The sequence below is a fragment of the Ornithinimicrobium panacihumi genome (assembly GCF_052073805.1).
Classification (GTDB): Bacteria; Actinomycetota; Actinomycetes; order Actinomycetales; family Dermatophilaceae; genus Ornithinicoccus; species Ornithinicoccus panacihumi.
Genome location: NZ_JBQGWG010000024.1, coordinates 17353 through 41991, shown reverse-complemented (window position 1 = coordinate 41991; position 24639 = coordinate 17353). Strand labels below are relative to the sequence as shown.

Annotated in this window: 24 protein-coding genes; 16 read left to right on the top strand and 8 right to left on the bottom strand. The window is 71.8% G+C overall.

Annotated elements, in window-relative coordinates:
* Positions 1 to 2 precede the first annotated feature (2 nt).
* The 5 genes from dop (at position 3) to ACTMMA_RS15850 (ending at position 4784) form a co-directional block, all read left to right on the top strand.
* Positions 3 to 1577, top strand: coding sequence for a depupylase/deamidase Dop (gene dop / locus ACTMMA_RS15870; protein ID WP_441191092.1), 1575 nt, complete (start codon positions 3 to 5; stop codon positions 1575 to 1577).
* A 12-nt stretch (positions 1578 to 1589) separates the two neighbouring features.
* Complete coding sequence (locus ACTMMA_RS15865; protein WP_441191091.1) at positions 1590 to 1790, top strand: ubiquitin-like protein Pup; 201 nt, start codon at positions 1590 to 1592, stop codon at positions 1788 to 1790.
* Positions 1787 to 3196 carry a Pup--protein ligase gene (gene pafA / locus ACTMMA_RS15860; RefSeq protein WP_441191090.1) on the top strand — a complete coding sequence of 470 codons (1410 nt, stop codon included), beginning with the start codon at positions 1787 to 1789 and terminating at the stop codon, positions 3194 to 3196. The genes ACTMMA_RS15865 and pafA overlap by 4 nt, the downstream gene beginning before the upstream one ends.
* Before the next feature lie 99 nt (positions 3197 to 3295).
* The gene (locus ACTMMA_RS15855; RefSeq protein WP_441191089.1) at positions 3296 to 4336 is read left to right on the top strand and encodes an FKBP-type peptidyl-prolyl cis-trans isomerase; all 1041 of its coding nucleotides are present in this window, start codon (positions 3296 to 3298) and stop codon (positions 4334 to 4336) included.
* Positions 4337 to 4385: 49 nt separating this feature from the next.
* Positions 4386 to 4784: an FKBP-type peptidyl-prolyl cis-trans isomerase gene (locus ACTMMA_RS15850; protein WP_441191088.1), complete on the top strand. Its 399-nt coding sequence runs from the start codon at positions 4386 to 4388 to the stop codon at positions 4782 to 4784.
* A 73-nt stretch (positions 4785 to 4857) separates the two neighbouring features.
* On the opposite strand, the gene ACTMMA_RS15845 is transcribed toward ACTMMA_RS15850, so the two are convergent.
* The 4 genes from ACTMMA_RS15845 to ACTMMA_RS15830 form a co-directional block, all read right to left on the bottom strand.
* On the bottom strand, positions 4858 to 5676 hold the full coding sequence (locus tag ACTMMA_RS15845) for a hypothetical protein (RefSeq protein ID WP_441191087.1): 819 nt from the start codon (positions 5674 to 5676) through the stop codon (positions 4858 to 4860).
* Between the two features lie 89 nt (positions 5677 to 5765).
* Positions 5766 to 6140 (bottom strand): glutaredoxin family protein, encoded by a 375-nt coding sequence (locus ACTMMA_RS15840; RefSeq protein ID WP_441191086.1) that lies wholly within the window; start codon positions 6138 to 6140, stop codon positions 5766 to 5768.
* A gap of 56 nt (positions 6141 to 6196) precedes the next feature.
* Positions 6197 to 7162, bottom strand: coding sequence for a glutaminase A (gene glsA / locus ACTMMA_RS15835; protein WP_441191085.1), 966 nt, complete (start codon positions 7160 to 7162; stop codon positions 6197 to 6199).
* 9 nt (positions 7163 to 7171) lie between these two features.
* Entirely contained in the window at positions 7172 to 8281 is a 1110-nt protein-coding gene (locus ACTMMA_RS15830; RefSeq protein WP_441191084.1) for a DUF3866 family protein, read from the bottom strand.
* A 56-nt stretch (positions 8282 to 8337) separates the two neighbouring features.
* Here ACTMMA_RS15830 and ACTMMA_RS15825 point away from each other — a divergent pair, with 56 nt between their 5' ends.
* From ACTMMA_RS15825 to ACTMMA_RS15785, 9 genes are all read left to right on the top strand, one after another.
* Positions 8338 to 9363 carry a helix-turn-helix transcriptional regulator gene (locus ACTMMA_RS15825; protein ID WP_441191083.1) on the top strand — a complete coding sequence of 342 codons (1026 nt, stop codon included), beginning with the start codon at positions 8338 to 8340 and terminating at the stop codon, positions 9361 to 9363.
* Complete coding sequence (locus ACTMMA_RS15820) at positions 9363 to 10343, top strand: helix-turn-helix transcriptional regulator (protein WP_441191082.1); 981 nt, start codon at positions 9363 to 9365, stop codon at positions 10341 to 10343. The genes ACTMMA_RS15825 and ACTMMA_RS15820 overlap by 1 nt, the downstream gene beginning before the upstream one ends.
* A gap of 52 nt (positions 10344 to 10395) precedes the next feature.
* The gene (gene tatA / locus ACTMMA_RS15815; protein WP_441191081.1) at positions 10396 to 10710 is read left to right on the top strand and encodes a Sec-independent protein translocase subunit TatA; all 315 of its coding nucleotides are present in this window, start codon (positions 10396 to 10398) and stop codon (positions 10708 to 10710) included.
* A gap of 54 nt (positions 10711 to 10764) precedes the next feature.
* Positions 10765 to 11589: a twin-arginine translocase subunit TatC gene (tatC, locus tag ACTMMA_RS15810; protein ID WP_441191080.1), complete on the top strand. Its 825-nt coding sequence runs from the start codon at positions 10765 to 10767 to the stop codon at positions 11587 to 11589.
* A complete protein-coding gene (locus tag ACTMMA_RS15805; RefSeq protein ID WP_441191079.1) occupies positions 11586 to 12485 on the top strand; it encodes a diacylglycerol/lipid kinase family protein in 900 nt (299 codons plus the stop codon). Before tatC ends, ACTMMA_RS15805 begins: the two co-directional genes overlap by 4 nt.
* A gap of 10 nt (positions 12486 to 12495) precedes the next feature.
* Positions 12496 to 15408, top strand: coding sequence for a DEAD/DEAH box helicase (locus ACTMMA_RS15800; RefSeq protein ID WP_441191078.1), 2913 nt, complete (start codon positions 12496 to 12498; stop codon positions 15406 to 15408).
* Between the two features lie 41 nt (positions 15409 to 15449).
* A complete protein-coding gene (locus ACTMMA_RS15795; protein ID WP_441191077.1) occupies positions 15450 to 16658 on the top strand; it encodes an acetyl-CoA C-acetyltransferase in 1209 nt (402 codons plus the stop codon).
* Position 16659: 1 nt separating this feature from the next.
* Positions 16660 to 17208 carry a PH domain-containing protein gene (locus ACTMMA_RS15790; RefSeq protein ID WP_441191076.1) on the top strand — a complete coding sequence of 183 codons (549 nt, stop codon included), beginning with the start codon at positions 16660 to 16662 and terminating at the stop codon, positions 17206 to 17208.
* Between the two features lie 108 nt (positions 17209 to 17316).
* Positions 17317 to 17934: a sunset domain-containing protein gene (locus ACTMMA_RS15785; protein WP_441191075.1), complete on the top strand. Its 618-nt coding sequence runs from the start codon at positions 17317 to 17319 to the stop codon at positions 17932 to 17934.
* Positions 17935 to 18103: 169 nt separating this feature from the next.
* On the opposite strand, the gene ACTMMA_RS15780 is transcribed toward ACTMMA_RS15785, so the two are convergent.
* Positions 18104 to 19048 (bottom strand): 5'-3' exonuclease, encoded by a 945-nt coding sequence (locus ACTMMA_RS15780; protein WP_441191074.1) that lies wholly within the window; start codon positions 19046 to 19048, stop codon positions 18104 to 18106.
* 34 nt (positions 19049 to 19082) lie between these two features.
* Here ACTMMA_RS15780 and ACTMMA_RS15775 point away from each other — a divergent pair, with 34 nt between their 5' ends.
* Positions 19083 to 19490, top strand: coding sequence for a hypothetical protein (locus ACTMMA_RS15775; protein ID WP_441191073.1), 408 nt, complete (start codon positions 19083 to 19085; stop codon positions 19488 to 19490).
* On the opposite strand, the gene ACTMMA_RS15770 is transcribed toward ACTMMA_RS15775, so the two are convergent.
* Positions 19483 to 21840: an ATP-binding cassette domain-containing protein gene (locus ACTMMA_RS15770; RefSeq protein WP_441191072.1), complete on the bottom strand. Its 2358-nt coding sequence runs from the start codon at positions 21838 to 21840 to the stop codon at positions 19483 to 19485. The two genes, ACTMMA_RS15775 and ACTMMA_RS15770, sit on opposite strands and share 8 nt — an antisense overlap.
* A gap of 76 nt (positions 21841 to 21916) precedes the next feature.
* Between ACTMMA_RS15770 and ACTMMA_RS15765 the strand changes: the two genes are divergently transcribed.
* Entirely contained in the window at positions 21917 to 22384 is a 468-nt protein-coding gene (locus ACTMMA_RS15765; protein ID WP_441191071.1) for an Lrp/AsnC family transcriptional regulator, read from the top strand.
* A gap of 53 nt (positions 22385 to 22437) precedes the next feature.
* On the opposite strand, the gene ybaK is transcribed toward ACTMMA_RS15765, so the two are convergent.
* Positions 22438 to 22935 (bottom strand): Cys-tRNA(Pro) deacylase, encoded by a 498-nt coding sequence (gene ybaK / locus ACTMMA_RS15760; protein WP_441191070.1) that lies wholly within the window; start codon positions 22933 to 22935, stop codon positions 22438 to 22440.
* A gap of 146 nt (positions 22936 to 23081) precedes the next feature.
* Positions 23082 to 24563 carry a KamA family radical SAM protein gene (locus ACTMMA_RS15755; protein ID WP_441191069.1) on the bottom strand — a complete coding sequence of 494 codons (1482 nt, stop codon included), beginning with the start codon at positions 24561 to 24563 and terminating at the stop codon, positions 23082 to 23084.
* Between the last annotated feature and the right edge of the window lie 76 nt (positions 24564 to 24639).

Sequence of the window (24639 nt, the reverse complement as noted above, 5' to 3'; positions counted from 1 at the left end):
CCATGAGCGTGCGGCGGATCATGGGCATCGAGACCGAGCTGGGCATCACCAGCACGCAGCGGGACGCCCACGGCGAGCTCGTGACCCCGATGGTGCTCTCGGGCCAGGTCGTGCGGGCGTATGCGGCAGCGGCCGGTCCCGCTGCCGCCCTCCAGCGCGGCGCGGGCTGGGACTACGCCGACGAGACCCCGCTGAGGGACGCCCGCGGCTACGAGATCGCCCGTGCCCTGGCCCACGTCTCGCAGCTGACCGACGTCGAGGACCCCCTCATCGCCAACTCGGTGCTCTCCAACGGGGCCCGGTTCTACGTCGACCACGCCCATCCGGAGTACTCCGCCCCCGAGGTGACCACCCCGCTGGAGGCGGTGCGCTACGACCGGGCCGGCGAGCTGGTCGGGCGCCGCGCCACCGAGGCGCTGGCCGCCCAGGGCATCGAGGTGCGTCTCTACAAGAACAACGTCGACGGCAAGGGTGCGTCCTACGGGACGCACGAGAACTATCTCGTGCCGCGCTCGATCCCCTTCGAGCGGCTGGCGACCCACCTGATCCCCTTCCTGGTCGCGCGGCCGGTCTTCGCCGGCGCCGGCCGCGTCGGCCTGGGCCTGGCCAGCGAGCGCCCCGGCTTCCAGCTCAGCCAGCGGGCCGACTACCTCGAGGCCGAGGTGGGGCTGGAGACCACCCTGCGCCGCCCCATCGTCAACACCCGTGACGAGCCGCACGCCACCCCGCACGTCCACCGTCGGCTGCACGTCATCGTGGGCGACGCGACGATGGCCGACGTCACCACCTACCTCGCCGTCGGGTCGCTCTCGGCGGTGCTGCGCGTCATCGAGACGCACCCGCACCTGCTGGAGGGCCTGCGGCTCGCCGCGCCGGTCGAGGCGGCCCGGGCGATCTCGCACGACCCGTCCCTGCAGGGCACCGTGCCGCTCGAGGACGGCCGCCAGGTGACCGGGCTCGACCTCGTCGAGGCCCACCTGCAGGCGGCGGAGCAGGCCGCGAGCTCGGGGCACGACGCCTGGGCCGTCGACCCCGAGACCGAGGACGTGCTGCGGCGATGGCGCGAGGTCCTCGACGGTCTGCGCCGCGACCCCTTCTCCTGCGCCGCGCAGGTCGAGTGGGTCGCCAAGCTCTCCCTGCTGGAGCGCTTCCGCTCCCGCTCCGGCGCCGCCTGGGACGACCCCCGCATCGTCGCCATGGACATCCAGTGGCACGACCTGGACCCGGCCCGCGGCCTGGCCCAGAAGCTGCGGGGCGCCGGGCACCTCGAGCGACTCCTCACCGACGAAGCCGTGGAGTCGGCCGTGACCGAGCCGCCCGTCGACACCCGCGCCTGGTTCCGCGGCGAGGTCGTGCGGCGCTACGGCCAGGACGTCAAGGCCGCCTCCTGGGACTCGGTCGTTCTCCTGGACGAGCGGCGCCGCCTGCGGCGCGTCCAGCTGCCCGAGCCGACCGACGGCGGCCGGGAGCAGACCGCCGCCCTCCTGGAACGGCATACCCGCACCGCCTCGCTGCTGACCGAGCTGGCCAGCGAAGAGCTCATGACCGAGATCGACGACCACGACATCGCCTTCTGAGAGGATCGAGCCATGTCCGAGCAGCACTTCCACCAGCGTCGCCGCGATGACATCCCCGAGCCGGAGGCCCCCGACCCCGCGCCGGCCGCCCCCACGGTGCAGAACACCGAGCGCGACGCCGCCCTGGACTCCCTCCTGGACGAGATCGACGGCGTCCTGGAGCGCAACGCCACCGACTTCGTGCACGGCTTCGTGCAGAAGGGCGGGCAGTGACCGGCTTCGACCGCCGGATCGTCGGCATCGAGACCGAGTTCGGCGTCAACGCCACCTTCCGGGGCAGCAGCCGGCTGTCGCCGGAGGAGGTCGCCCGCTATCTCTTCCGCAAGGTGGTGGCGTGGGGGCGCTCGAGCAACGTCTTCCTGGCCAACGGGTCGCGGCTCTACCTCGACGTGGGGTCGCACCCGGAGTACGCCACGGGGGAGTGCACCGACCTGCTCGACCTCATCGCCCACGACAAGGCCGGTGAGCTGATCGTCCAGGACCTGGCCGACGACGCCGAGCGGCGGCTGGCCGAGGAGGGGATGGAGGCCACGGTCTACATCCTCAAGAACAACGTGGACTCGCGCGGCAACTCCTACGGCTCGCACGAGAACTACCTGATCCGCCGGGACGGGCGCCTGGAGCGGACCACCGACACCCTCATCCCCTTCCTGGTGACACGCCAGCTGGTCACCGGTGCCGGCAGGCTGCACGTGGTGGGGGAGCGGGCGACCTATCTGGTCTCCCAGCGGGCCGACCACATGTGGGAGGACCTGTCCTCGGCCACGACCCGGTCGCGGCCGATCATCAACACCCGCGACGAGCCGCACGCCGACCCCGAGCGCTACCGCCGCCTCCACGTCATCGTGGGCGACTCCACGATGAGCCAGACCACCACGCTGATGCGGGTGGGCACGACCGACCTGGTCCTGCGGATGCTCGAGGCCGGCACGATCGTGCCCGACTTCGCCCTGGCCAACCCCATCCAGGCGATCCGCGACATCAGCCGGGACCCGACCGGCCGCACCGCCGTCCCGCTGAGGTCGGGCGGCACCATCACGCCCCTGGCGATGCAGCGCGCCCTGCACGACCTCGCGGCCCGGTATGCGGCCGGCGCCGGTCTGAGCACCCTCTCGCCCTATGCGGAGGTCCTCGAGCTCTGGGACCGCGCGCTGACCGCGATCGAGACCGACGACCTGGGGCTGGTCGACACCGAGATCGAGTGGGTGATGAAGAAGAAGCTGCTCGACTCCTACGCCGCCCGGCACGGCCTGGAGCCGCACGACGAGCGGCTGCAGCAGCTCGACCTGGCCTGGCACGACGTGCATCCCACGCGCGGGCTGGTGCCGATCCTGCAGCGCTCCGGCGCGGCGCGGACGGTGGTGGACGAGGCGCGGATCCAGCGCGCCATGGAGGAGCCGCCGGCCACCCGCGCGGCCCTGCGGGGCCGCTTCGTCAAGGCCGCCCAGGAGCACCGGCGCGACTTCACCTGCGACTGGGTGCACCTCAAGCTCAACGACGCCGCCCAGCGCACCGTCGTGTGCAAGGACCCCTTCGCCAGCGAGGACGCCAGGGTGGACGCGCTGATCGAGCACATCCTGGAGACCGGGATTCCCGGCACCACGGTGCGGGGCGTCTGAACGCCCCGCGGTCCGGTGGGGCGCTCCCACCGAACATCCAGGTTCTGTTGGTTAGGCTGTGACGGTTTGTTCGTTCCCTCCACGATTAAGGATGCGCGCGTGCGCTCACCCCGACTCCGTCTCGTCGCCCTCGCGGTGGCACCCCTGATGTTCCTGGCCGGCTGCTCGACCGAGGGCGGTGCCGACGACTCGGCCGCCTCCAGCGACGACGCCGCCGCGACCTCGGCCGCCCCGACCGGCGACGTCGAGGACCTGGCCGTCGAGGACCCCGACGGCAAGCCCAGCATCACCTGGGACGGCAAGCCCGTCGCCGACGGCGACCTGCCCTTCAGCGTGGCGCAGACCGCGGTGAAGAAGGTCAACGAGGGCGACGGTAAGGAGGTCGAGCCCACCCACGAGGTGCAGGCCCGCTACCTGGCCGTCAACGGCACCACCGGTGAGCCGATCCTGTCGACCTTCGACGCCGACGAGACGGTGTCCCTGGACCTGAACAACGAGAACCTCTTCCCCGGTTTCCTGCAGGAGCTGCCCGGTCTGAAGGCCGGCGACTCCCTGATCATGGCGCTGCCGCCTGCCGACGCCTTCGGCACCAGCGGCAACTCCCAGATCGGCGTGGGCCCGGACGACACCCTCATCTTCTACATCGACGTGGTCTCCAGCGCCGAGCCGCTGACCGAGGCGACCGGCGAGGCCGTCAAGCCCAAGAAGGGCCTGCCCGAGGTCGAGGCCGACGGCAAGAGCCCGGCAAAGATCACCGTGCCCGACGACGCCGAGGTCCCCGACAAGACCGTCGCCCAGGTCCTCATCAAGGGTGAGGGCCCGGAGGTCAAGGCCGGTCAGACCCTCAAGGCGCACTACACCGGCGTCACCTGGGAGGGCGAGCCCTTCGACAACTCCTACGACCGTGGCGAGCCCACCCCGTTCCCGATCGGTGTCGGGCGCGTCATCAAGGGCTGGGACGACGCGCTCGTGGGCCAGACCGTGGGCTCGCGCGTGCTCGTCGTCGTCCCTGCCGCCGAGGCCTACGGCGAGAAGCAGTCCGACGACGCGTCCGCCACCACCGCCCCCGGGCAGCCGCCCGAGCACGAGCTGGCGGGCGAGGACCTGATCTTCGTCGTCGACATCCTCGGCGCCTCCTGAGCCGCCGACCGCAGACCACCCAGCCACACCCCATACCGAGGAGAAGCAGATGAGCGAGTCCCCCTTCGGCGAGGTCAAGAAGGCCAAGCCCGAGATCGACTTCCCGGGCGACACCCCGCCCACCGAGCTGGTCATCGAGGACATCGAGGTCGGCAAGGGCGCCGAGGCGACCGCTGGAGCGACCGTCTCGACCCACTACGTGGGCGTGGCCTGGTCCACGGGCGAGGAGTTCGACGCCTCGTGGAACCGCGGCCAGCCGCTGACCTTCACCGTCGGCGTCGGCCAGGTCATCCAGGGCTGGGACCAGGGCCTGCTGGGCATGAAGGTCGGTGGTCGTCGCAAGATCACCATCCCGCCGCACCTGGGCTACGGCGACCGTGGCGCCGGTGGCGCCATCAAGGGCGGCGAGACCCTCATCTTCGTCGTCGACCTGGTCGACGTGCGCTGATCTGACGCGTCCTGGACGCCCGCCGGTGCTTCGCGCACCGGCGGGCGTTCTGCATCTCGGGGGGAGGACGGGGTCAGGTGGCGGGGTGGCCGAGGCGGGGGAGCAGGACGCGGTGGACGAGGAGGACCAGCGCCGAGGCGAGGATCGCCACGCCGAAGACCAGCAGCGACGACGTGATGCCCGACATCAGCTCGGGGCGGAAGATCATCACCAGCGCGAGGGAGACCATGAGCATGCCGCCGACGAGCTTGAGCACGCGGCCCTGGGTCTCCTGGAGACGGCTGGCGCGGAGGGTGACGACGGCGGTGCCGAAGATGAGCAGCTCGTCGATCTGGTAGATGAGCATGTAGACGAGCAGGAGCGCGACGAAGAGGCCCGCGCCCACGTCGTGGGTGGTCAGGATGTTGGTCCACAGGACCGGGAAACCGGCCGTGCAGCCGAACTCGACGAGCGAGACGCCGGCGGCCAGGACGGCGGTGGCCCCGATGAGGGCGGGCAGGTTGTCACCCTGGGCCAGGACCTTGCGCATGCCGCGGTAGATGCCCGGCTTGTCCTTGTCGGCGATCGTGAAGGACAGGCCCTTCTTGAACCAGAAGTAGTCCTTGATGTTGACGACCGCGAAGAACAGCGCCACCAGTGCGACGGCGATGCGGATCCACGGACCGAAGGACACGACGGTCAAGACGGTGAACAGACCCGCGATGAAGAGCGCGTAGATCGCTGCCGTCACCGTGATGAAGGTGAGGCCGACGATGAGCGTGCGGCGCCGGGAGCCGGTGTTGAGGGTGAGGGCGATCAGGACCGTGAGCACCCACAGCGAGCAGGGGTTGACCCCGTCGACGAGGGCGATGAGCGCCGTGGACACGAACAGCGAGCGCTCGCCCAGCGACACCGTGCCGACCAGGGGGATGTCGATCGTCTCCTCCGCGGCGGGGGCGCACTCCAGGCTGCCGTCGTCGCCGCAGGTCTCGCCGACCTCGGTCAGGCCGGAGCGGCCTCGGTCACGCCCTCCCGGAAGCCCACCCAGGCGCGCTCCCCGACGAAGATGACCGGCACGCCCGTCACGTCGACGTTGTAGGCCTCGGCGCGCTGCTCCAGGACGGCCCTGGCCGCCTCGTCGTGCCAGACCTCGCGCTCGACGACCTGGACCCCGGGGATCTCCTCGGCGAGCTGGTCCAGCACCGGTCCGGTGATGGCGCAGACCGGACACTCCTCGCCGTAGTAGTACTCGATGACGATGGTCTCGTCGGGGGCGGTCTGGGAGGTGGACTGCGAGGTGGCCGCCGCGGGCGCGGGTGCACCCATGAGGAGCGCGACCCAGGCGAGGGTCAGCGCGATCAGCAACCGGACAGGCATGGGACCAGTCTCCGTCGTCGGGGCCGTGCGGACGCACGGACGGGAGGTGAGTCCCGTCACTCCCCGTCGACGAGCCCGTCCTGGACGAGCGGACGGCGAGGAGGACGGAGCACGTGCAGGTGGAGGTCTGCCGAGAGGTGCTCGAAGGCCAGGATCCCGCGCGTGGAGTTGCCGTGGTCGTCCAGCCTGGGGGAGTAGGTCGCGATCCCGCCCCGCCCCGGCACCGCTCCGAGGATCCCGCCGCCGATGCCGCTCTTGGCCGGGATGCCGACGCTGGAGACCCAGTCGCCGGCGGAGTCGTACATGCCGCAGGTCAGCATCACCGAGAGCACGTGGCGCGTGGCCAGTGAGGACAGCACCCGCTGGTCGGTGCCGGGCACGATCCCGTCGTTGGCCAGCGTGGCGGCGATCCGGGCCAGCTCGGTCGTGCTCACCGCGAGCGCGCACTGACGCGTGTAGCCGTCGACGACGTCGTGCGGCTCGTCCGGGAGCTCGGACAGCGCCTTGACCAGGTGGGCGATGCCCAGGTTGCGGTGGGCCGCGGCCATCTCCTGCTCGTAGCACTCCTCGTCGACCTCCAGCCGCCTCCCGGCCATCGCGGAAAGCAGGTCGCGGATCCGCTCGAAGCGCGCCGCCGCGTCCTCGCCCGCCACCAGGCCGTGCGCGGTGAGCGCGCCGGCGTTGATCATCGGGTTGGCTGGCCGGTTGGACCCGTCGTCGAGGCTGATGCGGTTGAACGCGTCCCCGCTGGGCTCCACGTCGATGTGCCGGAGGACCTCGTCCATCCCCACCGAGTCGATGGCCAGCCCGTAGACGACCGCCTTGCTCATGGACTGGATGGGATAGCGGTGGTCGACCTCGCCCGCGGTCCAGGCGGTGCCGTCCAGGTCCACCAGCGCCACCGCGAGCCGCTCGAGGTCGGCCCCGGCGTGGACCGGCAGCTCGTGCGGCTCGCCGTCGTCCTGCCCGCGCACCTTCTCGAGAAGGCCTTCCAGGTATGCGGTGAGCTCGCGCTGCGTCATGCCCGCAGCCTAGGAGAGCTCGGGTCGGGCGGCGTGCACCCCCGCGACGGCGGCGGCCAGGAAGGCCGCGGCGTCCTCCTCCAGCCCGCGGCCCATGGTCGACAGGCGCACGGGTGACGCGGCCAGGGCGTCCAGCAGGCCGTCGACGGGGACGTCGGCCCGGTGCAGATGGCCCGCCGTGGAGACCAGCCGGTCGACGGCGCTCGAGACCTGGGCCAGGCAGGCATCGGTGGATGCGCGCCCGGTGGTGCCCGTCGGGACCGGCACCTGGGCAGGATGGGCCAGCACGCGACCGTAGGCGGTGGCGCTGTGGTGGGACAGGCCGCGGTGGCGGGGGCGCGGGTCCGCCTCGGAGACGCGCAGCGAGGCCACCGGCCGTCCACCCAGCACCGCAGCGGCGTTGAGCGCCTCGCCGGCCGACACGCCGGAGAAGCCCCACCGGGTGCCGGTGCCGAGGTTGCCCGGGCCCTGGCTGACCACGACGAGATCGGCGCCGACCACGTGGTGGGCGGCCAGCAGGGCGCTGTGCACGCCGACCGCCTCCAGATCACCGCCGTAGGCCTGGCCCGTGGTGATCACCGCCTCGAGCCAGCCGGCGGCCCGCAGGTGCGCGCAGGTGCGGGAGAACTGGGCCGGCAGGGCACCGCCGTCGGTCATCACGTAGGCGACCCGTGCCTGCGGAGCGACGCTGCGGGCCCCGGCCAGGATGGCGGGGAGGGCCGAGTGCAGGTCGGCGGCCACGACCGGCAGGCCGGCGATGTCGTCGGCGTCCGCGAGGGTGGCGTGGTGCTCGCCCTCGGGGTCGTCCACGCCCAGGACCATGGTCTGCAGAGGCGTGTAGCGCGCCTTGACCAGGTGGCCGGGTGAGTCGGGGTCCGGCTGCGGCCAGGCCTGGGGGCGGTCGGGGATGGCGACGAGCACCGCATACCCCCCGGTGCCCAGACCGCGCTCCAGCGCGGTGACGTTGAGCAGGACGCGGTCACCGACCTGCGGGCTCCCGACCACGTCGACATAGGCCAGCGCGGGGACCGTGCCGGCGTCGGTCTCGACCTGGAGGACGAGGACGCCCTCCCAGCCGGGGTCGACGGAGCGCACGGCTCCCTGGCGCCAGGTGATCACGGCTCGCAGCCTAGTCCCCACCGCGAGTCGCACAGGTGTCTAGTAGCGTGAGGCCCATGGCGCGGAAGAACAGCAGCGAGCCCAAGGGTCCCTCCCCGGCGGCCGCCAAGACCGAGCGGCTGCTCAACCTCGTCATCGCCCTCCTCTCGACCCGCCAGCCCCTGTCCAAGGCCCGGATCCGTCAGGCCGTGCCGGACTACCAGGCCGGCAACGACGAGGCCTTCGAGCGGATGTTCGAGCGTGACAAGGACGAGCTGCGCGAGCTCGGGATCCCGCTGCGGACCGAGCCGATCGACCCCTTCTTCGACGACGAGCTGGGCTACCGGATCGACCAGCGGGAGTATGCCCTGCCCCAGATCGACCTGGAGCCGGACGAGGTCGCGGTCATCGGCCTGGCCAGCCGGGCCTGGTCGCGGGCCAGCCTGGCCGGGCCGGCGGCGCAGGCGCTGCGCAAGCTCGACGCGGCGGGCCTGGTGCGCGACGAGGCCTCGGTCTCGGGCATCGAGCCCTTGCTCCTCACCTCCGAGCCGGCCTTCGAGCCGGTCCGTGACGCCGTCCTGTCGCGCACCGCGCTGACCTTCGACTACCGGCGCGGGGGAGCGGACCTGACCACCCGCCGGGTCCAGCCGTGGGGGCTGACCAGTTGGCACGGGCGGTGGTATCTCACCGGCCACGACCTGGACCGGGAGGCGCCGCGCGTCTTCCGCCTGGACCGGGTCGTGGGCCGTCCCCGGACGACGGGCCGGCCCGGGGCCTTCGAGGTGCCGGCCGACCACGACGCGACCCGGATGATCCGCACGACCTACGGCGATGACGGGGGAGCCGCGACGCAGGTGCGGCTGCTGGTGCGCGAGGGTGCGGCCTCCACGCTGCGACGGCGGGCGAGCGCCGTGACGCCCGGCGGAGAGGGCCGGGACGGCTGGGACGTGGTGGACCTGCAGGTCCGCGGCGTCCCGGGGCTGGTCGAGGAGATCTGTGCGGCCGGCCCGGACGTGCGGGTCGTCGACCCGCCCGAGGTGCGCGACGCCGTGGTGGCCGCGCTGACCGCCGTCCGTGACGCGCACCAGGGAGGCGTGGCCTGATGGTGACCTACGAGAGCGCGACCTCGCGCCTGGGCCGGCTGCTGACGATGGTGCCCTGGCTGCTCAACCGGCAGGGGATCGACCTGGCCAGCGCCGCCCAGGAGCTGGGCGTGAGCGAGGCCCAGGTCGTCGACGACCTCCAGCTGCTCTTCGTCTGCGGGCTGCCCGGCGGCTTCCCCGACGACTTGATCGAGGCCTCCTGGGAGGACGGGAAGGTCTACGTGGGCAATGCCGACACGATCGCCCGCCCGTTGCGGCTCGGCCGGGACGAGGCGCTGGCCCTGATCGTCGCGCTGCGCGCCCTGGCCGACACCCCTGGCCTGGCCGAGCACGACGCGATCGACCGGGCCCTGGCCAAGCTCGAGGGCGCGGCCGGCGACGCGGCGGCCACCGCGGACGCCGTGCGCGTCGACCTGGAGCAGCCGATCGACCCCGTGCGGGCCGCCCGGATCCGCGAGGGGCTGGCCGAGCACCGGCGGCTCCACCTGACCTACACCGTCGCCAGCCGGGACGAGACCACCGAGCGCGATGTCGACCCGATCCGCGTGGTCGGGGTCGACGGCCGGTGGTATCTCGAGGCCTGGTGCCACCGGGCCGAGGGCGTGCGGCTCTTCCGCTTCGACCGGATCGAGGACGTGCAGGTCCTCGACGTGGACGGCACACCGCCCGAGGACCTGCCCCCGCGCGACCTCGGGTCGGGGGTCTACCGGGCCGCTCCCGAGGACCTCGCCGTCACCCTGCACCTCGAGCCGGCCGCGGCCTGGATCGCCGAGACGGTGCCGGTGGAGCAGGTCGAGCGCCGCGAGGACGGGTCGCTGGAGGTGCTGCTGCGGGTGGCCGATCCCGGGTGGCTGCAGCGCCTCGTCTGGCGCCAGGCCGGACGGGCCCGCGTCCTCGGCCCGGCCGAGGTGGTCGCCGCGGTGGCGTCGGGTGCGGCCGCCGCCGTGGACGGACACACCCAGGACTCCTGGTTAGACTGACCGCGTCCGCGTACGGGACGCGTGCGCATCCGCAGAGAAAGAGGTGACCTCCGTGGGAGGTATCAAGATCTGGCACATCGTCGTCCTGATCATCGCCTTCGTCGTCCTGTTCGGGTGGAAGAACCTGCCCAACGCGGCGCGGAGCCTGGGGGAGTCGATGCGGGTCTTCAAGACCGAGGTCGACCAGATGAAGGACGAGAACGCCGCGCGCAAGGACAAGGACGCCGCCGGCCCGCCCCCGCTGCGGGAGGGTGACCACGTGGCCGACCGGGGCACCGACACCGACGCCGACGGCTACCGCGACACCGCCCGCGAGGAGTACCGCCGCATCGAGGACGAGCGCCGCGACACCGACCCGCGCGCCTGACGCCGGCGAGGCGTCCGCCGCCCCGGCGAGACCGCATACCGAGGACGAAGCACGTTGGCCCGCACGCAGAAGGTGAAGGACCCCGAGGGAAGGATGTCCCTCGGGGCCCACTTTCGTGAGCTCCGCAACAGGCTGATGATCTCCTGCCTGGCGATCGCCGCCCTGGCGGTCGTCGGCTGGTATCTCTACCCGCAGATCTTCGCCTTCGTCAACGCCCCGATCGTCGAGGTCGCGCGCGAGCGCGGTGATGACGAGGTGATGCTGCGCTTCCAGAACATCACCGAGCCGTTCGCGATGAAGCTCAGGGTGGCGCTCTTCAGCGGGATCCTGCTCTCCAGCCCGCTGTGGCTGTGGCAGGCCTGGGCCTTCCTGCTGCCGGGGCTGCTGCCCAAGGAGAAGAAGCTGGCGCTGTCCTACTTCTTCGTCTCCATCCCGCTCTTCTTCGCCGGCGCCGGCCTGGCCGCCTACACCTTCCCCCGGCTCGTGGGGATCCTGCTGGCCTTCACGCCGGTGGGCGCGGCCAACCTGCCCGCGGCGACCGACTTCCTGTCGCTGTGGCTCTACTTCATGCTCGCCTTCGGGCTGGCCTTCCTGCTGCCGGTCGTGCTGGTGGCGCTCAACCAGATCGGCATCCTGCCGGCGAAGATGATGCGCGACAGCTGGCGGATCACGCTCTTCGGGATCCTCATCTTCTCCGCCTTCATGACCCCCGACCCCAGCGCGTGGACGATGCTGGCGATGGCCGCGCCGGTGTTCCTGCTCTTCTGGTGCGCCGTGGGTGTCGCCTACTTCCTGGAGCGGCGCAAGCGCAGGCGCGGGGGCGACCCCAAGGACCGCTATGCCGGTCTCTCGCCGGACGAGGCCACCCCGCTGTCATGAGATATGCGGTCGCGCACGGGCGGCGTCCGGGTCGCCTGCGGCGCGGGTCGGCGGACGTCGGCGCGGCGGCGGTTCGTGCGCTGCGGTCGGCCGGGCACGAGATCCTCGAGGTCTCGGCGGACACCGTCGAGGAGGCTCGGGCCAGCTGCGCCACGCTGGTGGGTGAGGGACTGGACGTGCTGGTCGTGGTGGGCGGCGACGGTGCCGTGAGCCTGGCGACCGACCTGTGTGCCGGCACCGGCACGGCCGTGGGCATCCTGCCGGCGGGGACCGGCAACGACAGCGCCCGCTCCCTGGGCATCCCGTTCGCGCCGCCGGCCGCGCTCCAGGTGCTGCTGGCCGGGCACCGTCGCACCATCGACACCCTGCACGTGCCCGAGCTGGACCGGCACGTCATCGGCTCGACGCCCTCGGCCCTGGACGCCCGCATCTCGGCACGCGTCAACGGCTCGACGCGTCAGCTGGGCTCCTTCTCCTACACCGCCTCCGCGCTGGTGGAGATCGCGCTGCTGCGTCGCCAGCCGCCGCTGCACTACCGGTTGACCGTCGACGGCGTGACCGAGGAGCTCGGGGCACTGGTCGTCGTGCCCTGCAACCTGCCCTATCTCGGTGGCGGGCTGCACCTGGTGCCCGAGGCGGATCCCGCCGACGGGCTGCTGGACCTGGTCGTCATCCGCCCGGTCCGGCCTCGCGAGGCGCTGGACGTGCTGCGTGCGGTGCGCAAGGCCGCCCACACCGACCACCCGGCCGTCCGGATCACCCGCGCCCGCGAGGTCCGGATCGAGGGGCCGGAGGACATCGTGGCGCAGGCCGACGGCGACGAGCTGGGGCCGCTGCCGCTCACCGTGCGGGTGGCCGGGTCGAATCTGCAGGTGATCGCGCCTCCGCTGACATAGCCTGAGGGGCATGTCAGCGTCGTCCCCCGCCGAGCAGTATGCCCGGGCGCGTGAGCGCGCCGCCTTCGCCGCCACCCCCGCAGGACGCTTCACCCAGAGCCTGGGCTTCGAGCTGGACGCCTTCCAGCTCGACGCGATCCAGGCCGTCCAGGACGGCTCCGGGGTGCTGGTGGCCGCCCCGACCGGTGCCGGCAAGACGGTGGTGGGGGAGTTCGCCGTCGCCCTTGGCCTGGAGACCGGGCGCAAGACCTTCTACACCACGCCGATCAAGGCGCTGTCCAACCAGAAGTACCACGACCTCGTCGAGCGGCACGGCGTCGGCAACGTCGGCCTGCTCACCGGTGACGCCTCCATCAACGGCGAGGCGCCCGTGGTGGTGATGACCACCGAGGTGCTGCGCAACATGATGTATTCGTCCTCGCCGACCCTCACCGGCCTGGGCTTCGTGGTCATGGACGAGGTGCACTACCTGGCCGACCGGTGGCGCGGCGCCGTCTGGGAGGAGGTCATCATCCACCTGCCCCCGTCGGTGCAGGTCATCTCCCTGTCCGCGACGGTCAGCAACGCCGAGGAGTTCGGCGACTGGCTCGGCACCGTCCGCGGCGACACCGAGGTCATCGTCTCCGAGCACCGTCCCGTGCCGCTGTGGCAGCACATGATGGTCGGCACCCGGATGTACGACCTCTTCGTGACCGGCCGGGACGGTCGCACCGAGGTCAACCCCGAGCTGCTCCAGCAGATCGGCCAGGCCGAGCGCTCCGACCGCGGCTGGTCCCGCGAGGACGCCGGGGCGCCGCGGGGCCGAAGGGGTGAGCCCCGTGGCCGTGGCCGGGACGACTCGCGAGGGCGCCAGGGGCAGGGACGTGGGCGCGGTGGTCGTGGGGACGACCGAGGACGGCGCGGCGGCCGGGGCGGGCGCGCCGACCACGGCCGGGGGTATGCGGATGCCGTCCCGGTCCTCGAGCGCGGCGCCCTGCCCGGCGGTGTCGCCAGCCGGGCGCAGGTCATCGACCGGCTGGACAGCGAGGGGCTGCTCCCGGCCATCACCTTCATCTTCAGCCGGGCCGGCTGCGACGCGGCCGTGACCCAGCTGCTCGGCAAGGGCACCCGGCTCATCCCCGAGTCCGAGGGCCAGGCCGTCCGCGACCTCGTGCAGGAGCGGGTCGCCGAGGTCGACCCGACCGACCTGGCCGTGCTCGGCTACCACGATCTGGTCGAGGGTCTGTCCCGCGGCTATGCCGCCCACCACGCGGGCATGCTGCCGCTCTTCCGCGAGATCGTCGAGGAGCTCTTCACCGCCGGCCGGGTCAAGGCCGTCTTCGCCACCGAGACCCTCGCGCTGGGCATCAACATGCCCGCCCGGACGGTGGTCCTGGAGAAGCTGGTGAAGTACAACGGCGAGGCCCACGTCATGGTCACCCCGGCGGAGTACACCCAGCTCACCGGGCGTGCCGGCCGGCGCGGGATCGACATCGAGGGCCACGGCGTGGTGCTCTGGCGCCGGGGCCTGGACCCGATGGACGTCGCCGGACTGGCCTCCACCCGGACCTACCCGCTGCGCAGCTCGTTCCGGCCCAGCTCCAACATGGCCGTCAACCTGGTCGCGCAGTACGGCCGCGACCGGGCCCACGAGCTGCTGCAGAGCTCGTTCGCCCAGTTCCAGGCCGACCGGTCCGTGGTCGGGCTGACCACGCGGGTGCGCGACAACCTCACCGCCCTGGACGGCTACGCCGAGGCGATGGCCTGCGACCGGGGCGACTTCAGCGAGTACGGCCGGCTGCGCCACCAGCTCTCCGAGCTGGAGAAGAAGCAGGCCCGGGTCCGCCAGTCGCAGCGTCGCGTGGACATCGCCACCTCCCTCGAGCAGCTCGAGCCGGGGCAGGTGATCCAGCTCGACGGCGGCCGCAAGGGCACGATGGCCGTGGTCCTGCGCGGTCAGAAGGGCAGCGCCGCCTCGCCGGAGCCCACCGTGCTCACCTCCAACGGCAGCCTGCAGAAGCTCACGATCGCCGGCTTCCGCGACGTCCCGGAGGTCATCGGGGAGCTGCACGTGCCGCGCCACTTCAACGCCCGCAGCCCCAAGGCCCGCAAGGACCTGGCCTCGACCCTGCGCGACACCGTCCGTGAGCCGATGCCCGGGCGGGGCAGGGGCGGGGACGGCGCCGGCGGTGGCGACCGCGTCGCCGACGCCCGCGAGGACCGCATCGACGAGCTGCGCGCCCGGATGAAGGCCCACCCCTCGCACTCGTGCCCGGACCGGGAGGAGCACGCGCGCTGGGCCGCGCGCTGGTGGCAGCTGCGCAAGGAGACCGACGACCTGCAGCGGCGGGTGGCCGAGCGCACCAACACCGTCGCCAAGACCTTCGAGCGCATCTGCGACCTGCTCTCCGAGCTGGGCTACCTGAGCCCGGACGGGCAGGAGGTCACCACCGAGGGGCAGCGGCTGCGGCGGGTCTACACCGAGCTGGACCTGGTGGTGGCCGAGGCGCTGCGTCGCGGCACCTGGAAGCGGCTCACCGGGCCCGACCTGGCGGCCGTTGTGTCCGCCCTCATCCACGAGGCCCGCGGCGACGACATCTCCGAGATGCGGATGCCGTCGGTGGAGGTCGCCGAGGCGCTGGGGGAGATGGAGGCCATCTGGCGCGAGGTGCAGACCCTCAAGAGCCGGCACCACCTCGACGGCGACCGTGAGCTCGACGGCGGCATCGCCTGGATGGTGCACCGCTGGACCTCCGGCCGGCAGCTGGAGGAGGTGCTGCGCGACGGCGGGATGGCCGCGGGAGACTTCGTGCGCCGCTGCAAGCAGATCATCGACCTGCTCGGCCAGATCGCCCAGGCGGCCGACCCCGAGGTGGCCAGGACCGCTCGCCGCGCCAGCGACGCCATGCTGCGCGGCGTGGTGGCCGCCGACCGGCTGGACTGATCAGGGCGTCCCTCGGCACGGGGCCGCACTAGGCTGCAGTCATGACCGAGATCGTGATCTGCTCGCCGCTGCGCACTCCCGTCGGGGGCTTCCTCGGCAGCCTGGCCAGCCTGTCCGCCGCCGACCTGGGCACGCAGCTGCTGACCGCGCTGCTGGAGCGCACCGGGCTGCAGGACGGAGACGTCGACGACGTGATCGTCGGCAACACCAACCCCAGCGGGGAGATCCCGGCCCTGGGCCGGATCCTGGCGCTGAACACCGGCCTCGACAAGGCACCCGGCATGCAGCTGGACCGCCGCTGCGGCTCCGGCCTGCAGGCGGTGCTCACCGCGGCCTCCCAGATCGCCTCGGGCGGCTCCGGCCTCGTCGTCGCCGGCGGATCGGAGTCGATGAGCCAGGTGGAGCACTACGCGCTCCTGCGCCAAGGGGTCAAGGGCACCGGCGTGGAGCTGGCCGACCGCCTCGCCCGGGCCCGCTCGACCGCGGGAGGTGAGGGGCACCCCATACCCGGGGGCATGATCGAGACGGCGGAGAACCTGCGGCGGGAGTACGCCATCACCCGCGAGGCCCAGGACGCCCTGGCCGTGCGCTCGCACCAGGCCGCGGCGGCCGCCCGGGCGGAGGGCCGCTACGCCGAGGAGCTGGCGCCCGTCGAGGTGAAGGGGCGCAAGGGGACCACCGTCGTGGACACCGACGAGCACATCCGTCCCGACACGTCCATGGAGGTGCTGGCCGGGCTGCGCCCGATCATGGGCCGCCAGGACCCGGAGGCCACCGTGACCGCCGGCAACGCCAGCGGCCAGAACGACGCCGCGGCGCTGTGCGTGGTCACCACCCGGGAGGTCGCCGAGGCCAAGGGGCTGGAGCCGCTGCTGGCGCTGCGCTCCTGGGCGGTCGCGGCCGTGCCGCCGGAGACGATGGGCATCGGTCCGGTCCCTGCGTCGGCGCTGGCGCTGGAGCGTGCGGGGATCACGATGGACGACCTCGACCTGATCGAGCTCAACGAGGCCTTCGCCGCGCAGGCCCTGGCCGTGCTGACCGAGTGGGGGATGGCCGACCCGTCGTCCTGGGACCGCCTGAACGTCAACGGCTCCGGCATCTCCCTGGGCCACCCGGTCGGCGCCACGGGTGCGCGGATCCTGGCCACGCTCGCGCACGAGCTGCGGCGCCGCGAGGGCCGCTACGCGCTGGAGACGATGTGCATCGGTGGCGGTCAGGGTCTGGCCGCGGTCTTCGAGAGGGTGGTCTGAGATGGGTCTGCGCGACAACCAGCTGACCGAGGGCGAGGAGGTGGTCCTGCGCCTGCGGACGCACGTCAAGGCCCTGCTGGTCGCGGCCCTGTGGGCGCTGCTGCTGCTCGCCGCGCTCGTGGCGCTGTGGTGGTTCACCCGGGGCGAGGACCACTACGTGATGACCATGTGGATCGCCGGGGCGGTCGCACTCGCCCTGGCCGCGTGGCTGGTCGGGGTGCCCTTCGTGCGCTGGCGCTCGGAGAGCTACACCGTGACCAACCGGCGCATCAGCCACCGGTCCGGAGTCTTCTCGCGGCGTGGTCGGGACATCCCGCTGCACCGGATCAACGACATCGCGCTCGAGAAGGGGCTGCTGGACCGGGTGCTGGGCTGCGGCACCCTGGTCGTCTCCGACGCGACGCAGCAGTCGGGCATGGTGCTGCACGACGTCCCGGACGTCGAGCGCGTGCAGGTCCGGCTCCAGGAGCTGCTCTACTCCTACGACGACGGGTCCGACGACGGGGAGTGGCCGCCCAACGAGCCGGACCGGGGTCGGCGCCGCCGCTGAGTCGGACCAGCCGCTCGATGCTCGACCGGCCGCTTGAGCCTGCGGTGACGCGCGCACCCCGCTAGCGTGCCGCATACCCAAGCAGGTCCCCTCAGAGCGGAGAGACCCATGTCCAAGCAGCAGCACGAGAACCCCACCGGCGACGACGCCCTGGACCAGCGCACGGACGGCCTCGACCACGGCCCCAACCACGGCTCCGGTCCCGCGGCACCCGCAGACTCGCCCGAGCCCGCACGCTCGGCGCCCTCGGCCGGGTCGGCACCGTCGGCGGACTCGCCCGCGGACCCGGATGAGGGAGACGCGCAGCGGGATGCGGACGAGCAGGCGGAGGCCGAGGAGGAGGCCCGGCAGCGCGCCGAGGAGTTCGCCCGCGAGCACGACCCCGCCAACCACGACATCGCCGCCGGGGCGGACTTCCGTCAGCCGGGGGACTGGACGGCCGAGGACGGCGACGGGCCCCAGCAGCTGGAGACGGTCGTGCCCGCGCACCAGAGCGGCTCCCAGGACACGGCGTCGCAGAGCGGAGAGGTGCGCGACGGCGGACACGGCTGGGGCTCGGCAGCCCCCATGGATGACGGCTCGGTGGCCGAGGGCCACCCGGTCAAGGCCTGGCACGACACGATGACCTACGTCCTGCCGGACGAGCCTGGCTACGAGGCCGCCCCGCACGAGTGCTTCGTGGACGCCGAGACGGCCGAGCGCGCCGGCTTCCGCCACGCCCACTGAGCCCGCACCCCGCCCCTGGGACCGACCCCAGCGACCGCACTTGGTCCCCGTGAGTGATCCGTCGGCCGGCAAGTGATCCGTCGGCCGGAAAGAACCGGTCGGCGGATCACCATCCGGCTGATGGTCGGTGACGGGCTCAGTGCCCGGTGCCGCTGGCGGGGACCGCGGCTCAGGGCCGGATGCCCAGCGCCTGCATCAACCTGCCCACGGGACTGCCGAGGTCGTAGGCCTCCACCATCTGCTGGACGGTCTCGGGGTCGGCCAGCTCGCGGGGGAGGGTCAGCGGCACGTCCGGCAGCGGTGCGTCGTCGGCGACCAGGACCACCTTGGGCGCGACGTCGAGATAGTCCGAGGCGGCCTCCAGGTTGGTCCGCCGGGCGCCCTTGATCGCAGGGTCGCCGTCGGCCAGGGCCTGCCGCAGCCCCGTGAGCGAGCCGTAGGTCGTGATGAGCTGAGCGGCGGTCTTGTCGCCGATGCCCTTGACCCCCGGCAGCCCGTCGCTGGTGTCCCCGCGCAGCATGGACATGTCGGCATAGGCCGGGCCGGAGGGGATGCCGTAGCGGTCGAGCAGCTCGGCCTCGCGCATCACGTCGGCGTCCCGCACGCCGCCGCGGGCCGTGTAGACCACGGTCACGTCGGCCTCGTCATCCACGAGCTGGAACAGGTCGCGGTCGCCGGTGACCACCGAGACCGGCATCCGCCCCTTGTGCCGGGCGGTCAGGGTGCCGATGACGTCGTCGGCCTCGTAGCCGTCCGAGCCCAGGATCGGGATGCCGAAGGCGTCCAGCGCCCGTCGGATGATCGGCACCTGGACCTCAAGCTCAGGTGGAGCCTCCTCCTTGTCCTCGGTGCCGGGCACCAGGCGGTGGGCCTTGTAGGAGGGGATGGCCGCCACCCGGAAGTCCGGCCGCCAGTCGTTGTCCCAGCAGGCCACCAGGTGGGTGGGCTCGAAGCGCCGCACCAGGGTCGCGATCATGTCGAGCAGCCCGCGCACGGCATTGGTCGGCGTCCCGTCCGGTGCCTCCCGCAGGTCCTTGACCCCGAAGAACGCGCGGAAGTACAGCGATGCGGTGTCCAGCAGGAGAAGGCGCTGGGTGCTCGACGCGGTGCTCATGAGGCACCAGGCTAGGCCCTGCTAGCGTGACCGCGTGCCTGACCGCCTGCCCGCCGATCACCCCGTTCCCGCGCTCACCTGGCGCGAGCGGCTGCCGTGGATCGCGGTCCTGGTCACGCTCGCCACCGCGGTCGTGGTCCTGCTCGGGCCGCTGTGGAGCACCGCCGCGGGGGAGAACCCGCTGGAGCGCCCGTCCTTCGCCAACGACCCCGAGGCGCTCACCCGCGTGCTGCGGCTCGCGCTGCCGACCGTGATGGTCCTGGCCTCGGTCGCGGTGGCGCTGGGGGACCGGCGCAGGTGGTGGTTGGGTGCACTGGGACTGCTGGTCTTCGGGTATGCGGTGCTCGTCGCCCCGGCCCCGTTGCCGGTCTGGTTCGTCCCCTCACTGGTGCTGACGGGGCTGGCCTACGTGCTGACGCTGCGGGGGCGGTCGCTCAGCTGACGTAGTCGGCCAGGTGCTGGCCGGTGAGGGTGGAGCGGTCGGCGATCAGCTCGGCCGGGGTGCCCTCGAAGACGACGCGGCCACCGTCGTGGCCGGCGCCCGGGCCCAGGTCGATGATCCAGTCGGCGTGCGCCATGACCGCCTGGTGGTGCTCGATCACGATGACCGAGCGACCAGCGTCCACCAACCGGTCCAGCAGGCCCAGGAGCTGCTCGACGTCGGCCAGGTGCAGACCGGTGGTCGGCTCGTCCAGGACGTAGATCTCACCCTTGTCGCCCATCTGGCTGGCCAGCTTGAGGCGCTGCCGCTCTCCGCCGGACAGCGTGGTCAACGGCTGCCCGAGCGTCAGGTAGCCCAGGCCCACGTCCACCAGCCGCTGCAGGATCTTGTGGGCGGCCGGGATCCTGGCCTCTCCCTCGGCGAAGAAGGTCTCCGCCTCCGCCGCTGGCATGGCCAGGACCTGGCTGATGTCCTTGCCGCCGAGCGCGTATTCCAGGACCGAGGCCTGGAAGCGGCGGCCCTCGCACTCGTCGCAGGGGGTGGCGACCCCGGCCATCATCGCCAGGTCGGTGTAGATGACGCCGGCGCCGTTGCAGGCCGGGCAGGCGCCCTCGGAGTTGGCGCTGAACAGCGCCGGCTTGACGCCGTTGGCCTTGGCGAAGGCCTTGCGGATCGGCTCCAGCAGGCCGGTGTAGGTGGCGGGGTTGCTCCGGCGAGAGCCCTTGATGGCGGTCTGGTCGATCACCACGACCCCGTCCTGGCCGGCGACGGAGCCGTTGATCAACGAGCTCTTGCCCGAGCCGGCGACACCCGTCAGGACGGTGAGGACGCCCAGCGGGATGTCGACGTCGACGTCCTTGAGGTTGTGCGTGCCCGCGCCGCGTACCTCCATGACCCCGGTGCGCTCCCGGGTCGACCCCTTGACGTGGGCGCGGTCGTCCAGATGCCGACCCGTGACGGTGTCGCTGGCGCGCAGGCCCGCCACGTCGCCCTCGAAGCAGATCGTCCCGCCCGCGGTGCCCGCGCCGGGGCCGAGGTCGACCACATGGTCGGCGATGGCGATCGTCTCCGGCTTGTGCTCGACGACCAGGACGGTGTTGCCCTTGTCCCGGAGCTGGAGCAGGAGGGTGTTCATCCGCTGGATGTCGTGGGGGTGCAGCCCGATGGTCGGCTCGTCGAAGACATAGGTGACATCGGTCAGGGAGGAGCCGAGGTGCCGGATCAGCTTGGTCCGCTGCGCCTCTCCGCCGGAGAGCGTGCCGGCCGGGCGGTCCAGGGACAGGTAGCCCAGGCCGATCTGGACGAACGAGTCCAGCGTCTCCTGCAGCCCCTTGAGCAGGGGAGCCACGCCGGGGTCGTCCAGCTCGCGGACCCACTCGGCGAGGTCGCTGATCTGCCACTGGCAGACGTCGGCGATCGAGACACCCTTGATCTTCGAGGACCGGGCCGTCTCGTTGAGACGGGTGCCCTCGCAGTCCGGACAGGTGTCGAAGGTCACCGCGCGGTCGACGAAGGCCCGGATGTGGGGCTGCATCGCCTCCCGGTCCTTGGACAGCATCGACTTGGTGATGCGGGGGATCAGCCCCTCGTAGGTGATGTTGATGCCGTCGACCTTGATCTTGGTCGGCTCCTTGAAGAGCAGGTCGGCGCGCTCCTTCTTGGTGTATTTCTTCAGCGGCTTGTCGGGGTCGAAGAAGCCGCTGCCCATGTAGACCCGGCCGTACCACCCCTCCATGCTGTAGCCGGGGATCGTGATGGCCCCCTCGCGCAGCGACTTCTCCTCGTCATAGATCGCCGAGTAGTCGAAGTCGCTGACCTTGCCCACGCCCTCGCAGCGGCTGCACATGCCGCCCTGGATGCTGAACTCGCGACGCTCCTTGATCGTCTCTCCGCCCTTGGTCATCGTGACCGCACCCGCCCCGCTGATGGAGGCGACGTTGAAGGAGAAGGCCTTGGACGTGCCGATGTGGGGCTGCCCCAGGCGGCTGAAGAGGATGCGCAACATGGCGTTGACGTCGGTGGCGGTGCCGACCGTGGAGCGGATGTTGGCCCCCATCCGCTCCTGGTCCACGATGATCGCCGTGGTCAGGCCCTCCAGCACGTCCACGTCGGGGCGGGCCATCGTCGGCATGAAGCCCTGCACGAAGGTGCTGTAGGTCTCGTTGATCATCCGCTGCGACTCCGCGGCGATCGTCTCGAAGACCAGCGAGCTCTTGCCCGATCCGGAGACACCGGTGAAGACCGTCAGGCGACGCTTGGGCAGCTCGACGCTGACGTCCTGGAGGTTGTTCTCGCGGGCTCCGACCACGCGGATGAGGTCGTGGCTGTCGGCCGGGTGGGTGCTGGGCATGGGGCGAAGCGTAACGCCCTGGACCGACATGGCCGTGCCGAGAACTCGTCAGCCGTACCCCCATTAGGCTGTCGGTATGGAGCCTCTCGACAGGCATATCGTCTCGGTCCTCGCCCAGGACGGACGGATCTCCTTCGCCGACCTGGGCCGCCAGGTGGGGCTGTCCACCTCGGCCGTCCACCAGCGGGTCAAGCGGCTGGAGGAGCGCGGCATCATCAAGGGCTACCGGGCTGTGGTCGACTACCCCAAGGTCGGCCTGCCCCTCACCGCGCTGATGTCGGTCAAGCCCTTCGACCCGGCCGCCGACGACGACGTGCCCGAGCGGCTGCAGGACATCGAGGAGATCGTGGCCTGCTGGTCCGTGGCGGGGGACGAGAACTACGTGCTCCTGCTCCGCGTGAGCCGGCCGCAGGACCTCGAGGAGCTCTTCGCCCGGATCCGCCAGCAGGCCTCCGTCTCGACCAACACCACGATCGTGCTGTCCACCCCCTGGGAGGACCGGCTGGGGCTCCTCCCCGTCTCCGACGTGGGTGGCGGGATCTGAATCAAGATCGGGGGCGGGAAACGGGCCGACGTTGCGGAAGGTGCCCCTGGGAGCTAGGAGCGGCGGGCGATCGCCGCATACCCTCCGCGGACCAGGGTGAGCAGCGCCTCGGGTGAGAGCTCGATGTCGAGCCCGCGCTTGCCGCCGCTGACCAGGATCGTGGCGTGCTCACGGGCGGAGTCGTCCAGCACGGTGGGCAGGGCCTTCTTCTGGCCCAGGGGACTGATCCCACCGACGACATAGCCGGTCGTGCGCTCTGCCGCCGCCGGGTCGGCCATGGCCGCCTTCTTGGCGCCGAGAGCGGCCGCCGCGGCCTTGAGGTCGACGGTGGTGTCGACCGGCACGATCGTCACGCCCAGTCCCTTGTCGGTGTCGACCAGCAGGGTCTTGAAGACCCGGGCCGGCTCGACCCCGAGCGCCTCGGCCGCCTCCAACCCGTAGGAGGTCGCGCGCGGGTCGTGCTCGTAGGCCCGGATCTCGTAGGGGACCCCGGCCCGGTCGAGCGTCACGGTCGCCGGCGTGCCGCCGCCGGTCTGCTTCTTCTTCGCCACGGGGCCAGGGTATGACGCACGTGCCCGGGAAATTCTGCCGGATCGGTGTCTGGACCCGAATGTCCCGGGCACGTGCGAGTGGTCCCGGCGGGGGAGCGCCCGACCGGGTGGGGGATGGCCGGTGCGGGCGTCGGTGAGGGCGTGGGTCAGCTGCTGGCGAGCTGATCCACCGAGGCCTGGCGGGAGGCTGCGGCCGCGGCGACGGCCTTCTCCTCCTGGGCGGCCGCGTCGGCCCCGTCGTTGATCTCGGCGGCGTGCTGGCGCCACCAGTCCTGGCCCGAGGGGGGCAGGGTGTCGATCGGGTCGTAGTAGACGTACTCGGCGCTGGTCACGTCGACGTCCTCGCCCTCGATCGAGGTGCGGTAGTTCTTGCGCCAGTAGGAGATGCCGCGCTCGGTGTCGTAGGTGTCGGCCTGGTGGACCCAGCGCTTGCCGACGAAGGGCACGTCGCAGACGATGCGCGGCGTGGCGAAGCCGGGCAGGTAGCCCAGGATCGAGTGCTGCAGGTGCTGGGCGTGCGCGAGGGAGACCCGCCAGTGCTCGCTGAACGGGATCATGTCGCACATGTAGAAGTAGTAGGGCGTGATCATGGCGTCGTCGGCCAGCGCGAAGCACAGGTCGAGCAGCTGCACGGAGGTGTCGTTGACGCCCCGCATGAGCACGCCCTGGTTGCGGACGTCGCGGATGCCGGCGTCCAGCATGGTGCGGGAGGCCTTGGCCACCAGCGGCGTCACCGACTGGGCGGCGTTGACGTGGGTGTGGATGGCCAGGCCGACGCCGCGCTCGCGGGCCTTCTTCGCGACCCGGGCGACGCCCTCGACGGTGTCGTCGGCCAGCCAGTGCTGCGGCATGCCCATGAGCGCCTTGGTGGCGAGGCGCACGTCGCGGATGTTCTCGATCTCCAGGAGCTGGTCGAGCCACGCCTCGAGGTTCTTCCACGGCATGTTGGCCACGTCGCCGCCGGAGACGACCACGTCGCGCACCGACGGGGTGGCGCGCAGGTAGTCCAGGATCGCGGTGTGGCGGTCGACCGGCTTGCCGGCGAGCTTGAGCTTGGTCACCGTCGGCGTCGAGTTGCCGACGAGGTCCATCCGGGTGCAGTGGCCGCAGTACTGCGGGCAGGTCGGCAGCATCTCGGCCAGCACCTTGGTGGGATAGCGGTGGGTCAGGCCCTCGGCGACCCACATGTCGTGCTCGTGCAGGGAGTCGCGGGAGGCGTAGGGGTGGTTGGCCCAGTCGGTGCGGCGGTCGGAGAAGACCGGCAGCATGTAGCGGCGCACCGGGTCGGCGTAGAAGGCCTTGGTGAACTCCTCGCCGGCGGCCGGCATGCGCCCGTCGGCCCAGGTGATCTCGCTGACCATGGTGTTGAGCATCTGCGGCGGCACGAGCATCGACATCGTGGCGCGCTGCTCCTGGTCGCGCTCGAGGTCGGCGTAGAACTCGTCGGTGAGCAGGTCGCCCATGACGTTGCGCAGCTGGCGGATGTTCTTCACGCAGCTGACGCGCTGCCACTGCACGTCGTTCCACTGCTCCTCGGTGATCTCGCGCCAGCCGGGGAAGCGGGTCCAGTCCGGCTCGACGAGCTCGCGGCGCAGGTAGGCGTAGGGCTGCTCGATCTGGTCAGTCATGCGTGCCATGATACGGATATCTTCCGGCAAAATGGAAGCATCACGGGATGATGTCCCGTCCAAGCGTGTTCTGAAA

What these genes read in the sequence shown, in the direction of transcription:
- dop (WP_441191092.1), top strand. Translation starts at nt 3, where the DNA reads ATGAGCGTGCGGCGGATCATGGGCATCGAGACCGAGCTGGGCATCACC.
- ACTMMA_RS15865 (WP_441191091.1), top strand. Translation starts at nt 1,590, where the DNA reads ATGTCCGAGCAGCACTTCCACCAGCGTCGCCGCGATGACATCCCCGAG.
- ACTMMA_RS15850 (WP_441191088.1), top strand. Translation starts at nt 4,386, where the DNA reads ATGAGCGAGTCCCCCTTCGGCGAGGTCAAGAAGGCCAAGCCCGAGATC.
- ACTMMA_RS15840 (WP_441191086.1), bottom strand. Translation starts at nt 6,140, where the DNA reads ATGCCTGTCCGGTTGCTGATCGCGCTGACCCTCGCCTGGGTCGCGCTC.
- glsA (WP_441191085.1), bottom strand. Translation starts at nt 7,162, where the DNA reads ATGACGCAGCGCGAGCTCACCGCATACCTGGAAGGCCTTCTCGAGAAG.
- ACTMMA_RS15825 (WP_441191083.1), top strand. Translation starts at nt 8,338, where the DNA reads ATGGCGCGGAAGAACAGCAGCGAGCCCAAGGGTCCCTCCCCGGCGGCC.
- ACTMMA_RS15820 (WP_441191082.1), top strand. Translation starts at nt 9,363, where the DNA reads ATGGTGACCTACGAGAGCGCGACCTCGCGCCTGGGCCGGCTGCTGACG.
- ACTMMA_RS15805 (WP_441191079.1), top strand. Translation starts at nt 11,586, where the DNA reads ATGAGATATGCGGTCGCGCACGGGCGGCGTCCGGGTCGCCTGCGGCGC.
- ACTMMA_RS15800 (WP_441191078.1), top strand. Translation starts at nt 12,496, where the DNA reads ATGTCAGCGTCGTCCCCCGCCGAGCAGTATGCCCGGGCGCGTGAGCGC.
- ACTMMA_RS15795 (WP_441191077.1), top strand. Translation starts at nt 15,450, where the DNA reads ATGACCGAGATCGTGATCTGCTCGCCGCTGCGCACTCCCGTCGGGGGC.
- ACTMMA_RS15790 (WP_441191076.1), top strand. Translation starts at nt 16,660, where the DNA reads ATGGGTCTGCGCGACAACCAGCTGACCGAGGGCGAGGAGGTGGTCCTG.
- ACTMMA_RS15785 (WP_441191075.1), top strand. Translation starts at nt 17,317, where the DNA reads ATGTCCAAGCAGCAGCACGAGAACCCCACCGGCGACGACGCCCTGGAC.
- ACTMMA_RS15780 (WP_441191074.1), bottom strand. Translation starts at nt 19,048, where the DNA reads ATGAGCACCGCGTCGAGCACCCAGCGCCTTCTCCTGCTGGACACCGCA.
- ACTMMA_RS15770 (WP_441191072.1), bottom strand. Translation starts at nt 21,840, where the DNA reads ATGCCCAGCACCCACCCGGCCGACAGCCACGACCTCATCCGCGTGGTC.
- ACTMMA_RS15765 (WP_441191071.1), top strand. Translation starts at nt 21,917, where the DNA reads ATGGAGCCTCTCGACAGGCATATCGTCTCGGTCCTCGCCCAGGACGGA.
- ACTMMA_RS15755 (WP_441191069.1), bottom strand. Translation starts at nt 24,563, where the DNA reads ATGACTGACCAGATCGAGCAGCCCTACGCCTACCTGCGCCGCGAGCTC.